At 65.7% G+C, this 12,373-nt stretch carries 12 protein-coding genes and 1 pseudogene; 6 read left to right on the top strand and 7 right to left on the bottom strand.

Features of this window, described 5'->3' with window-relative positions; all coding sequences use genetic code 11:
- Nucleotides 1-974 (bottom strand): Bug family tripartite tricarboxylate transporter substrate binding protein (locus SE92_RS22255; protein ID WP_245324665.1); only part of this gene is annotated, 974 nt, incomplete at its 3' end.
- A gap of 408 nt (nt 975-1,382) precedes the next feature.
- On the opposite strand from SE92_RS22255, the gene SE92_RS22250 reads away from it, so the two are divergent.
- The 3 genes and pseudogenes from SE92_RS22250 (at nt 1,383) to SE92_RS22240 (ending at nt 4,157) form a co-directional block, all read left to right on the top strand.
- Complete coding sequence (locus SE92_RS22250; protein WP_063198387.1) at nt 1,383-2,654, top strand: DUF2157 domain-containing protein; 1,272 nt, start codon at nt 1,383-1,385, stop codon at nt 2,652-2,654.
- Nucleotides 2,651-3,247 (top strand): GDYXXLXY domain-containing protein, encoded by a 597-nt coding sequence (locus tag SE92_RS22245; RefSeq protein WP_063198386.1) that lies wholly within the window; start codon nt 2,651-2,653, stop codon nt 3,245-3,247. The genes SE92_RS22250 and SE92_RS22245 overlap by 4 nt, the downstream gene beginning before the upstream one ends.
- A gap of 50 nt (nt 3,248-3,297) precedes the next feature.
- Nucleotides 3,298-4,157: pseudogene (locus SE92_RS22240) on the top strand (DMT family transporter).
- An 11-nt stretch (nt 4,158-4,168) separates the two neighbouring features.
- Here SE92_RS22240 and SE92_RS22235 read toward each other — a convergent pair.
- Together SE92_RS22235 and SE92_RS22230 are read right to left on the bottom strand one after the other, a co-directional pair.
- Nucleotides 4,169-5,383 (bottom strand): EAL domain-containing response regulator, encoded by a 1,215-nt coding sequence (locus tag SE92_RS22235; RefSeq protein WP_063198385.1) that lies wholly within the window; start codon nt 5,381-5,383, stop codon nt 4,169-4,171.
- 723 nt (nt 5,384-6,106) lie between these two features.
- Nucleotides 6,107-7,270: a hypothetical protein gene (locus SE92_RS22230; RefSeq protein ID WP_063198384.1), complete on the bottom strand. Its 1,164-nt coding sequence runs from the start codon at nt 7,268-7,270 to the stop codon at nt 6,107-6,109.
- 334 nt (nt 7,271-7,604) lie between these two features.
- On the opposite strand from SE92_RS22230, the gene SE92_RS22225 reads away from it, so the two are divergent.
- A complete protein-coding gene (locus tag SE92_RS22225) occupies nt 7,605-8,228 on the top strand; it encodes a helix-turn-helix domain-containing protein (RefSeq protein WP_063198378.1) in 624 nt (207 codons plus the stop codon).
- A 51-nt stretch (nt 8,229-8,279) separates the two neighbouring features.
- Here the strand turns inward: SE92_RS22225 and SE92_RS22220 are convergent, their stop codons facing one another.
- The 4 genes from SE92_RS22220 to SE92_RS22205 form a co-directional block, all read right to left on the bottom strand.
- Nucleotides 8,280-8,528, bottom strand: coding sequence for a hypothetical protein (locus SE92_RS22220; RefSeq protein WP_063198376.1), 249 nt, complete (start codon nt 8,526-8,528; stop codon nt 8,280-8,282).
- A 99-nt stretch (nt 8,529-8,627) separates the two neighbouring features.
- Nucleotides 8,628-9,005 (bottom strand): Hpt domain-containing protein, encoded by a 378-nt coding sequence (locus SE92_RS22215; protein ID WP_063198374.1) that lies wholly within the window; start codon nt 9,003-9,005, stop codon nt 8,628-8,630.
- Nucleotides 9,006-9,157: 152 nt separating this feature from the next.
- Complete coding sequence (locus SE92_RS22210; RefSeq protein WP_198172754.1) at nt 9,158-9,856, bottom strand: Crp/Fnr family transcriptional regulator; 699 nt, start codon at nt 9,854-9,856, stop codon at nt 9,158-9,160.
- A 198-nt stretch (nt 9,857-10,054) separates the two neighbouring features.
- Nucleotides 10,055-10,765, bottom strand: coding sequence for a Crp/Fnr family transcriptional regulator (locus SE92_RS22205; RefSeq protein WP_063198371.1), 711 nt, complete (start codon nt 10,763-10,765; stop codon nt 10,055-10,057).
- Between the two features lie 500 nt (nt 10,766-11,265).
- On the opposite strand from SE92_RS22205, the gene SE92_RS22200 reads away from it, so the two are divergent.
- Together SE92_RS22200 and SE92_RS22195 are read left to right on the top strand one after the other, a co-directional pair.
- A complete protein-coding gene (locus tag SE92_RS22200) occupies nt 11,266-11,688 on the top strand; it encodes a response regulator (RefSeq protein ID WP_198172942.1) in 423 nt (140 codons plus the stop codon).
- A 430-nt stretch (nt 11,689-12,118) separates the two neighbouring features.
- On the top strand, nt 12,119-12,373 hold a 255-nt coding region (locus SE92_RS22195), incomplete at its 3' end, for an Hpt domain-containing protein (RefSeq protein WP_157095897.1).

Below are 12,373 nucleotides of genomic sequence, written 5' to 3'. Positions count from 1 at the left end.
CCCGCCCTCTCAATCACCCCCTTGTTTCGCGCCGTCTCCTCCACGATGAACGGCACCAGCTCCGCCGGGCCCTTGTCGGCGATCGAGACTTGGCCGTTGGCGGCGAGGTCGGCGGCGATGCCGGGGTCGGCGAGCACGGCGGCCAGCGCGTCGGAGAGCTTGCTCACGATTTTCGGGTCGGTCCCGGCGGGAAGCGAGACCCAGGTCGAGCCGGCATTGACGGCGTCGGGGTAGCCGGCCTCGAGCACCGTCGGCGCATCGGGCAGCGCGGCCATCCGCGCCGCGCCGGTGGTGCCGAGCACCTTGACCTTGCCGGTGTCGATCAGCGGCCTCAGCACGGTGAGGTAGTCGAAGGAGACGTCGAGGATGCCCGACATCATGTCGGTCATCTGGCTCGAGCCCGATTTGTAGGGCACGTGGGTCAGCTTGATGCCGGCGGCCGCCTGGAACATCTCGCCGGCGAGATGCTGGGCGGTGCCGGGGCCGGGCGAGCCGAAATTGACCTTGCCCGGATTGGCCTTCGCGTAGGCGACGAACTCGGCCAGCGTGTTGTAGGGGGCAGCCGCGGTCGCGACCAGGATCTGGTTCGACGAGCTCACGCCGCGGACGTGGACGTAGCTCTTCAGCGGGTCGTAATTGAGCTTCGTCATCCCGAGGTTCGGCTGGATCGTCATCGGCCCGCCGGAGGCGTAGAGCACGGTGTAGCCGTCGGGCTGAGCCCGGGCGACGAACTCCGTCCCGATGGTGCCGCCCGCGCCGGGCCGGTTCTCCACCACCACGGGCTGCCCGAGCCGCGTCCGCAGCAGCTCCGCGATCTTGCGCGAGACGAGGTCGGTGACGCCGCCGGCGCCGAACGGCACCACCCAGGTGATCGCACGGTTCGGCCAGGAATCCGCAGCCGTCTCGGCCCTCGCGGTGCCCGCCTGAAGCGCCAGCATCGCCGCGGCAACGAGACACAGCAGCGCTCTCGTCACCGTCGATCCCAGGCAACTGGTTTTCGCCAGCGATCCCATGGCTGCAATCCCCCCTCGCGGTGGCCGTTTATGGCCGTGTTGAGCGAACGCTACAGCCTTGAATGCCCTCCAACCATTCGCGTAATCCGAGCATCACTTTTGCAGAATATGAAAAGATCGATGCGCAGCCCTCAGTGATGACGCCGCGCGCGTCGCTCCCTGGAATTTGCCCGACGGAGCCGACACATCCGCCCCCGTAAGTCATTGATCTCACGGGCCCCGGCTACTGTGCATGGGGTTGTTTTCGCGCTTTTTGTTGTGCGAGGTGATATGACCGCCCCGCACGGCGCCAATCGCTTGAACCCACGCCCCGCCCGCACCGACCCAGCAATGCCCCGCCATCCGGCGGGACCAAGGTAATCCACCGCAATGTTCGAGAAGACCTACCGGGACCGCCTCCAGGCCGATCTGGCGCGATGGGAGGCCGACGGCGTGATTGCGCCGGCGGCGGCCGCCGCAATCCGCCAGGCGCTGCCGCCGCTGCCTGCGGGCATCAACATCGCCGTGGTGGTCGGCATCGTCGGCGGGCTGTTGATCGCGGCCGCGTTCCTCGCCTTCGTCGCCGCGCACTGGACCGAGATCGCGCGGCTGCTGCGGTTTGCGATCCTGCTCGCCGGCATGGTCGTCACGGGCGCCCTCGGCGCCTGGTTCGCCGCACGCGGCCGCGACGTGCTTGCCGATCTCTGCGCCAGCGTCGGTGCCATCATCTTCGGTGCGGGCATCGCGCTGGTCGGCCAGATGTACCATCTCGGCGAGGATTTTGCCGGCGGCATGCTGCTGTGGTCGATCGGCTCGCTTGCCGCCGCAATGCTGACCGGCTCGCGCGGCGCGCTCGCGGTCGGCCTCGTCGCCGCCAGCATCTGGACCTGCATGCGCGTCTACGATGCGCCCGACGTCTTGCATCTTCCGTATCCGGCGGTCTGGCTGATCGCCGCGGGTCTTGCGTTCGCGTGGAATTCGCGCGCCGCCGCGCATCTGGTCGCGCTCGCGGTGCTGCCGTGGTGGATCGCGACGTCGCTCCGCTTCGAGCTCGAAGGCGCCCAGCCCTCCTTCGTGCTCGCCAACGGCGCCGCCCTGCTGTTCGGCGCCGGGCACGCGATCGCAGCCATGCCCTCGCCGAGGGCGCGCCAGCTTGGCAGCGTGCTGTCGATCTACGGTGCGTTTTCGCTGGCCGCTGTCGCCATCCTGGAGGTGACGACGGTCGACGACATCATCCGCTTCCGCACCCGCACGGCCTCCGCCCAGCCGATCTGGGCGATCCTGTGCGGGGCCGCAGGCGTGATCCTCGCCCTCGTCTCCGCCGTATTCACCAAGCGCGCCGGTGAAATTCTCAGCGCCTGCGCGATCGGGCTCGCGCTGCTCGCCGCGCCGCTCTGGCCGGTCTCGACAGCCGGCGAGCCCTGGTTCGCTTACGCCGCGCTGCTCTGCGCCATGCTGTGCCTCGTCGTCTCGGGCGTGCTCGACGATGTGCGTCCGCGGATCGTCGCCGGCTGGCTCGGTATCGCCGGCGTCATTGCCGGCATCACCTGGGCGGTGAAAGGCTCGCTGCTGGGCCGCTCGGCGTTCCTTGCGGGCGCGGGACTCATCGCAATGGTCTTTGCAACCGCGCTCAATCGCATGCTGCCGAGGGCCGAGCGATGATCGGAGCCGTCACACAATTCTGGCAGCGCATCCCGAAGGCGGTGCTGTTCGGCGTCGCCATCCTGCTGCAATGCGTGCTGCTGGTGCTGATGGTCGCCGACCGCATGCAGATCCTGCGCGAGGGCCGTGAGGTGACCTTGCAGACGCAGCCGGTCGACCCGCGCGACCTGCTGCGCGGCGATTATGTCGTGCTGCGCTACGACATTTCTCAAGTGCCGGCCGGCGCACTCGCCGGCAAGCCGGCGGAGTCGCGCAATCCGACCGTGTTCGTCAAGCTCGCGCCCAATGCCGACGGCGTTTACGCGGCTGTCTCGGTGCATGCCGAGCCTGTGCCGGTCACCGCGCCCGAAGTGCTGATCCGCGGCCGCGTCAGCCATTCCTGCGGATCGACCGCCCGCAATTTCTGCGACACGCTCGCGATCAAATACGGTCTCGAAAGCTATTTCGTGCCGGAAGGCGAGGGCGGCAAGCTCGAGCAGGCCCGCAACCAGCAGAAGCTGCGCATCGTCGCCGCCGTGCTTCCGTCCGGCCGCGCCGCCATCAAGCGGCTGCTGCTCGACGGCGAGAAGGTGTATGAGGAGCCGTTGTACTAGCGCCGGTGGGTCGGGGGACCGGAGGCCGCGCTCCGAATGATGGAACCACCATGCACTCTACCGCCACCGGCTGGGGCAACGGGCTTCTCGGCGTCATCATCTTCAGCGGCTCATTGCCGGCGACGCGCGTCGCGGTCGGCGGCTTCTCCGCGCTGTTCCTGACCTCGGCGCGCGCGGTCATCGCGGCGCTGATCGGTCTTGCCGTGCTCGGCCTGCTCCGGCAGGCGCGGCCGCAGCGCGGGATCTTGCCTCGCTTGCGATCGTGTCCATCGGCGTCGTGGTCGGCTTTCCCTTGCTGACGGCGCTCGCGCTGCAGCACATCACCTCGGCCCGTTCGATCGTCTTCATCGGCCTGTTGCCCTTGTCGACCGCGATCTTCGCCGTGCTGCGCGGCGGCGAGCGGCCGCAACCGCCGTTCTGGCTGTTCGCTGGTCTCGGCAGCGCCACGGTGGCGGGCTTCGCCTTGTCCGGCGACGGATCGGCCTCGCTCACCGGCGATCTCCTGATGGTCGCCGCGATCGTGCTGTGCGGCCTCGGCTATGCCGAGGGCGCGGCGCTATCGCGCCGGCTGGGCGGCTGGCAGGTGATCTCCTGGGCGCTGCTGCTCGCGCTGCCGCTGATGGTGCCGGTCGCGATCCTGACCTGGCCGTCCGCCTGGAGCGCCGTCAGCGTGCCCGCCTGGATCGGGCTCGCTTACGTCTCGATCTTCAGCATGTTCGTCGGCTTCATCTTCTGGTACCGCGGCCTCGCGCTCGGCGGCATCGCGCGTGTCGGCCAGCTGCAACAGCTCCAGCCGTTCTTCGGCCTCGCGCTCGCCGGCCTTCTGCTGCACGAGCCCGTCGCCTGGAGCATGGTCGCCGCGACCGTCGTCGTGGTCGCCTGCGTGTTCTTCGCGCGCCGCTTTGCGTGAGGCCTGTCGCCTCACGCTTGTCCCATCACCGTCTTGGTCAGCGCACCCTTTGCGAACTTCTTCAGCGGCATCGGCTTGCCGAACAGGAAGCCCTGCACGAGGTCGAAGCCGAGCTCGTTGGCGGCGACGAGATCGGCGCGGCTTTCGACGCCCTGCGCCACACTGCGCGCGCCAAAGCCGTGCGCGAGCTCGACGATGTGACGGCACACCGTGCGCTTGAGCCGATCGCTGCCGCTTCCGGTGACGAATTGCCGGTCGGCCTTCAGCTTCACGAAGGGAATCTTGTCCAGCTCCATCAGCGCCGGCCAGTTGGCACCGAGATTGTCGATCGACAGGCCGATATTGTGCAGGCCGACCTCGCGCGCGACCTCCGTCAAATGGTCGAGATCGCGGATCGCCTCCTCGCTGTCGATCTCGACCGTGAGCCCGCCGAAGGCCGGATGCGTCGGCATGCGGCGGCAGAGGTCCCGCACTGCCTGCGACTCCTTCAGATAGGACGCAGGCAGGTTGATCGAGAGATCGACCGGGGTCTGCTGCTCCAGCAGATAATGCCAGTCGCGCATGGCGCGCTCGATCACGAATTCGGAGAGGCTGCGCAGATGCGGATCGCGCTCCTCGGGAATGAAGTAGGCCGGCGGCACCACGCCCCAGGTCGGATGCCGCATCCGCACCAGCGCCTCGGCGCCGCTGCGAACCAGCGTGCGCGCGTCGATCTTGGGCTGGTACCAGAGCTCGAGCCAGCCGGCGTGCAGGGCCTCGCCGACATGCACGGCCGGGCTCGGCGCCGGCTCCTCCGGCAGCAGCATGGCGACGCGCTCGCGCAGCGTCTCCGCGGCAAAGGGCGTCGTCAGCGGCGGCAGCATGGCAAGGCCATATTCCTCGCCGACCTGCCGCACGGCCTTGACGATGATGGAGTCGCGGGCGCCGACGGCCAGAACCTTGCCGGCAAAAGCCTCGCGCACCAATATTTCGAGGAATCGTCCCGGCTCGATGCCGTCGGTGGCGACGCCGAGCAGGATCAGATCCGGCAGATCAGCGGCGAGCACGGCTTGCAGTTCGTCCGCGCTGGCGCATTCGCTGGTGACGAAGCCGAGATCCTCCAGCACCTCGCTGAGGAAGGCGCGCAGATGCCGCTTGCTGTCGGCCACGCAGGCGCGCGGCGTCACCTTTCGTCGTCCGAAGGTCACAGGCCTTCGTCCGACGAGCTCAACCATCCCATCGTTCATCGTATACCACTCCCGTTCCGTGACGGTTTCTTAAACGCCGAGCGTGGGTTCAAATAAGGAGAGCTTCACATCGTTCTTGAATTATTTGAGTAACGTTAAACCCTGCAATTCGAGCTAATTCTTCGACAGTCTGTTCGAAAAGAATTCGCATACCCGAACACCACACGCGCAACGACTGTCAGCGCATGCGAAATTCCTCTCGCGCGATGTCGGTGTGTCCTGCTCGCCGAGGGACGCAAGTCGGGGGCCGAGTGGTGTGCCCTTTCGATGCAGCAAGCAGACCACCGGAGGATTAAAAGGCGGCACCTTTTTCGGCAGGCGCGACCGGCCGTGCGCAATGAACACGGTGAACACGACCGCGCCGGGCGTTGCGGCGGTCGCGTCTTCGCGACGCACTTGGCGTGCACCGGAGTTCGCGAGGGATGGCCAGGTTGGAAGCTCTTGTTCTTCCCGCGATGCGCGCATGTTCCGCATTCGCTCGCGACAGTTATGCGACAACGCGGCCTGGCCCGCGACCGCGAATGTGAAACGCATCACACGCGGGTTGCTGCACTTGCGCTATTGCTCGGCTCAGCCGGTGGTGGGCTGTCGAGGATTTGCGACAATGACGACGCGGCGATTGATGTATTGGTGGTTCAGAGTCGTGATGTCAGGGCGATTTCTCGATCGCTTCCTGTGCCTCCCGCGCGCGCCCTAAGGCGCGCCGCGCGGTATATCGCGCGATCAGGCCTGCCCGATCAATTTGCGAAACGCCGCCGCGCCGTCCTGCATCGCGTCGCGCCCCTTCCAGGCCAGATAAGTCAGCTTGCCGCCGATCGTGTCATGGCTGCGCAGCCGGCGGGAGCCGAGGATGTGGCCGACATTGGAAGGGAAGCGGCTCACCTCCGCAGACACCAGCGCCGCGATCGCGTCCATCAATTGCTGCAGGCGGATTCCCCATTCGCAGTTTTCGATGCCGTCGATGCGCACCTTGAGTGCATATTCGGTGTCGTAGATCTCGGTGAGCAGGTCGCGGGCGACCAGCACACGGTTGTGGCGGAGCGCGACGCGAAGCGCGAGGCGTTTGTCGTCGAGCCGGTCGAGCACCATGTGAACGACGCAGGCATAGGGCGTGGCGGCGACGTCGGCGGGGCTCTTGCTCGCGGCGGCCTTGGTGGCAAGACGCACCAATTGCCAGGACGGCGTCACGCGTCTCGCCACCAGCGCCAGCGCAAAGGGCAGCGCTTCGGGATGAGCCTTCTTGAAGGCGTCGAGCTGCGCGGTGATCTGGGCAACCTGGCTGTCGCCGAATCTCGCGATTTTTTCAGGCAGTTTCTCGTTGAATTTCGGCAGCGCATTGCCGGCGCGCAGCACATGCTGCATCTTCCTGACGTCGTCGAAGGCGGTGCGCGACGCGGTGTACTGCGCGAGCTTGGCGCGGGCGAATTCGGTGCTCTCCGTTGATGCGAAGGTGCTCTCGAGGACCTTGACGACCTTGGTCTGGAAGGTCGATGCGATCTTCAGCACTTCCTTCGGATTGTTGGCGGCAACCTGGTCGCTGATCGCCTTGATGTAATCGCGTGCCATGGTCGGCAGCAGGTCGCGGCAGATCCATTCCCAGATCGGGGTCAGGGTGTTGCGCGAGATCCGCCCCATATTGGCGTGCTCGGGCGCGCCGTCGATCAGCAGCAGTTCGAGCGGCGCGAAGAAATAGCGCGAAGGGCTGGTGGCGCGCGCCTGGGTCGATCCGTCCTTGCGAAACTCGGCGCGCAAGCGGGCCTGGATCTCGGCCGAGCCCGGCATGTCGATGCCGCACAGCTCCAGCCGCTCCAGCTCACTGAGCAGACAGCTGCGCGACAGCGGCGTCAGCCTCTGCAGGAATTCCGACAGCCGATCGATCTCGTCCATGCACGCAATCTTTCGCAGCGTTTCCCGCGCGCGTGCGGGCCCAATGCGTGGAGGCATTTGCGCGCTCTCAACCTGCTAAGAGAAGCAAGTCGCCGTTAATTATTCCGTAAAAACCGGGGGGCTGCGGCGGCCAAAGGCCGGCGATTAAGATGTTCTTGGCCCGTTTGCCTGCGATTTCAGCCGGAAACGCAACCCCTGCGGGCCCAGGTTCCACGCAACGCAAGCACAAATTGTGCCGCTGACGCCATTTTTGCACAAAACCGCCGAAATCACCGTAGTCTTACGGAGCAGAAAGTTAACCACAGATCGCCCCCGGTTCCGCTAAATGAGTGACATGGGGTCACAGAATGATACGGCCACCGATTCGCGGCCGTCGGAATGGTACGAAAGCAGCGCCGCTCCCAGTGAAGAGCTCGATTTCGTCCGCCTGAGCGCCGCCCGGGCCAAGGCCGCCGACGAAATGGCCGCTGCCATTGCCCGCGAGCTCAACGGCCCCCTGACCGCGCTGCTGCTCTACATGGGCGAGATCAAGCATCACAGCGATCAACTCGCGCCCGTGACCAGCGACCGTGCCTATTTGCAGCGGGTGGTCGAAAACGCGCTGGCCCAGACCGAGCGGGTTTGCGGCCTGGTCAAGCAGCTTGCCGGCCCCGACAAGGTCGGCTTGCCGATCCCGTCCCGCGCCGAGGACGCGGAATCGAAGGCCGCCCGCGCCCAGCAAGCCCAGCGCGTGCCGAGCGCCGAGCTCATCGGCCTGGCGGGCCAGAAACGGCTGACCAAGCGCGAGCGCGAGGTGCTGAGGCTGATCAGCGAAGGTTACTCGAACAAGCAGGGCGCGCTTCGGATGCAGATCAGTCCGCGCACGTTCGAAAGCCATCGTGCCGAGGCGATGCGCAAGCTCGGTGCGCGCAACACCGCGGATCTCGTCCGTGCGGCACTGCTGCATTCAATCGACTGAGAGGCTGGCGCCGCCTCGGGCGGCGCGGGCTTTGCCGAAAACCGATCGCGCTCAGAAATAATCTTCGGCGAAGGGACGCGCGCGCGAGACGGGGCGCAGCGGCTTGATCTCTTCCTTCGGTCCGTTCGGAATGATCGTGATGGTCCAGCGGGGCGGCATGCTCGATTCCTGCTCCAGCACCGAACGAACGAAGCCGGTCACCGTCGATCCGCCGGCTTTCACCGTCGCCATCCGGCCGTTGAACTGTGCGATACGGAAGCGGCGAACCTCCTTCTGGTCCGCGGTCTCGTAGGTGAACATGGAAACCCTCCTGGTTTCCCGCGACTATCACCACCTATGATTAGCCGTTTCTAAAAATCCCAAGCCGTAGAAGTACGGCGGGAATGCACGCGCGGGTGGTCAGCCCGGCGGCTCCTGTTCGCGCGCGGCGGCATAGGCGGCATCCATCAGGTCCAGGAGATCGCGGAATTCGCCATCGCCGAGGCCTTCTGCGGACTTCTCCAACGTCAGCGCCAGCGCCGCGAGCCTGACATAGCCGAACGTCCCGGCCGCGCTCTTCAGCGAATGCGCTTCGCGCGCGATCCTGGCGTGAGCTTGCGCAAGCGAGAGCGTGCGGAACAGCCGCAGGCGCGCGGAGGTCTCGCTCCAGAACACGTCGCGCACTTCGCCGGCGCCGTCTTCGCCGATCTCGCGCACCAGCGCTTCGTAAGCGCGCGGCTCGCGCGCGGGTTCGGCATCGGGCGCCTTCTGCGCGGGCGCGGCGGTGAGATCAAACATGGCCTTGCCTTGATCACGGGTCGTTGTCGCGCGGCACGTTCCGGCGCGAGGATATGCTCTCGTGTCTACGGCATTCGAATTTCAGTTCCGGTAGCGGGACATCAAGTGTTTGCAGGCCGGCATTAGCCGGCGGTTTACCACGCGAGCTGCGCTCAGCGCGCGCCGAGCAGCCGGTCGTACTGGGCCTTCACGGTGGCGTAGCATTCGCACGCCGTCTGGCGCAGGCCGTCGAGATTGGCGATCTGGATCTGGCCGCGGCTGTAGTGGATGAAATTGGCCTGCTGCAATGTATTGGCGACCAGCGACACGCTGTTGCGCCGCGCCCCGATCATCTGTGCCATGGCCTCCTGGGTCAGCAGCAGCCGGTAGTCGCCCGACAGATCATGGGTGTGCAGCAGGCAACGCGACAGCCGCGCCTCCACCGGATGGGCGGCATTGCAGCCCGCGGTCTGCTGGACCTGGGCGTAAACCGCCAGGCCGTGGCGCATCAGCAAGGTGCGCAGGGTTCCGCTCTGGTCGGCGGCGATCCGCAGCCGGTCGAGATCCATCACCGACGCAAGGCCCGGCACCAGCACGATGGCGGTGTTCAACGCGGACGCGTCGCCCATGGTCGAGAGCGCCCCGAGCACGCTGTCGCGGCCGATCATGGCGACCTGCACATGCTCGCCCTTGGCGAGCTTCACCACCAGCGAGATGACGCCGCGGTGAGGAAAATAAGCGCGCTTCAGCGTCTCGCCGGTCTCGACCAGCACCGCGTCATGGGGCAGATCGACTGTCCGCAAATGCGGGCGGATCAATTCATAATCGTCCGCGGGGAGTGCGGACAGGAAACCGTTGGACGGGCGCACCATCGTTTCCAAAGTTGCCTCCCCTTTCCTGCACCAGCCGGTAACGGTCGGCGAGACCGCCCCGTGGGCGAGCAAGTTCCATCATCTTCCCGTCGGGATATATTGGCAATTGAGACAAGATGTCCGACTGCGGCACGATCGGCCGATCGTCCCACCGGCGGGTACGCACGTCGCCCTGCGGTCGGGCGTGCGGAATTTCCGTCACGGTGAGGGTCCCATCAGGCGCAGCTGGTGGGCCTTCACCGCCGAATGGCAGCCGCAGGAGGTCGCCTCCAGCGCCCGCAAGTCGACGATTTCGATCTGACCGCGCGCGTAGTGAATGATGCCGGCACGCTGAAGCGCATGCGCGACCAACGAGATGGCGTTGCGCCGCACGCCCATCATCTGCGCCAGCGCCTCCTGCGTCAGCGCGAGACTTTCGCTGTCGGACAGATCGCGGGCACGCAACAACCAGCGCGCCAGCCGCGCCTCGACGGGATGCAGCGTATTGCAGAGCAGGGATTGCTGAGCATGCGCGAGCAGGGCCTGCTCATGGCGGACCATCAGCTCGCGAAACGGCGCGCTTGCGGCCGCGACTGCCCGGAAAGCCGTGATTTCAAGTACGGAAGCCGTGCCGGGAAACAGCACGACGGCGTCCGCCGGCATGATGCCGTCGGCCAGCGCTGCGCCGCCGCCCACGACGCCGTCACGGCCCAGCATCGCAACCTCGATCATCTGTCCGTCGGACAGGCCGACAGTGATCGAAACGGAGCCGCTGTGTGGAAAGTAGACATGCTTGAGCGCGGACCCCGCCTCGCCCAAGACAGTTCTCCTGACCATTTCCACGCTCGCAAGGTGGGGGCGCAGCAGATCGAAATCGGCCGCGTCGAGCATTTGCAGCAACTGGTTGGGCGGGCGATCGCTCGCGGTCATGCAGGTCAATCTGACGCGTTTGATATTCCGATGGGTGCCGCGCCTGTTCGTGATCCGGTTGCGCGACGAAAAAGACTTATAGTATTGGTTGTAGTGATGTCCATATACCCGTTGGAGGGCAGACAGCCCAGGGCATTTGCGGCGGAACTATGGGTGGCGCGCTGATTCGCTTCGGGGCCTGCGCGCCTGTCCTGCAGAGAGCGCAGGAAAAAGCGGCAAGGGGGCTTTCATGAACCGGAAGCACTGCATCCCGGCTGCGATCGGACGCCGGTCGACACGCGCATCCTCCTGCATCGGACCGGCGGTTACGGTCGTCCGACATTGCTCGCGATCATGGCGCAACCTGGCCGCAGATTTCGCGTCCGTCGTCTTCGTTCTCCCGGCGCCGCCAACGATATTGATCACCATCCATTGCTCGATCGAAACCAGAGGAGAAGGGCGTGCCCCACGGCTCGATGATTGAATTGCCGAAACGGGAAGCTCAAACGGGGAGGGAAGGTCTGCGCCATCTTCTCGTTGTCGACGACGACCCGATGGTTTGCATGGCCATCGAAATCTATCTCCAGCGCAATGATTTTCGGGTGACGATCGCCGAGGGAGGTGAAGCCGGGCTGCGGGCCCTCGAACACGAACAATTCGATCTGATGATCATCGACATCTTCATGCCGCACATGCGCGGGTTCGAGTCGATCCGGATCTTCCACGAGCGGGCGCCTGTCATTCCGCTGATTGCGATGTCGGGCTACGCCTTCGCCAATCTGAATTCGCCCGCACCCGATTTCCTCCGGATGGCGCTCGAGCTCGGCGCCGCCCGGTGTCTGCGCAAGCCGTTCACGCCGCACGCGCTGCTCGCCGCCATCAACGATTGCCTGGCGGAGCATCGTCCCGACGGTGGCGTCACCTCGGCTGCGCGAATGGGTTAGCGCGGCCCGAGCCGCTCTGACGACGGGGTAACCGTTCGTTTACCGCGTCTGCGGAGCGCGCGGCGCACGGCGACACCGCCAAACGAACGGGCCGAATGCGCGCGCGGCTGGTTTCAATGTCACGCCGGCCGGCCCTATCGCCCTTCACGCGCAGGACTTTCCCGCGCGCCTCGCGGCGCCCTTGTCGGCTTGTTTACCGCGCGCCTTCGCGCCGGTACGGCACGGAGCCGGCTTTGCCGAAAAGCGCTGCTGCAGGCAGCTGAAAAGCAAACTTCTCTTCAATATCCGTATTAGCACGGAGGATGAAATTAACGGGACTGTGAAAGGGGTTGTCTAACGATCCAGGAGAGGGACTTCCGTCCGTGCCAAGGGTGGCTCAGGCGTCGCAGTTCAGATTCAAGTCAGTGTTCAGGTCAGTAAGGCGTAGCTCATGGATGATCTGTTGCGGGAGTTTCTGACGGAGACCAGCGAGAGCCTGGACACCGTGGACAATCAGCTGGTGAAGTTCGAGCAGGAGCCGAACAACGCCAAGATCCTGGATAACATCTTCCGCCTGGTCCACACCATCAAGGGCACCTGCGGCTTCCTCGGACTGCCCAGGCTCGAAGCGCTGGCGCATGCCGGCGAGACGCTGATGAGCAAATTCCGCGACGGCATGCCGGTGACGGCGGACGCGGTGTCGCTG

The sequence above is a fragment of the Bradyrhizobium sp. AT1 genome (assembly GCF_001590795.1).
In the GTDB taxonomy this organism is placed as follows: Bacteria; Pseudomonadota; Alphaproteobacteria; order Rhizobiales; family Xanthobacteraceae; genus Bradyrhizobium.
Note: the sequence above shows the minus strand (reverse complement) of the source record. Positions and strands in the feature narration are given on the sequence as shown.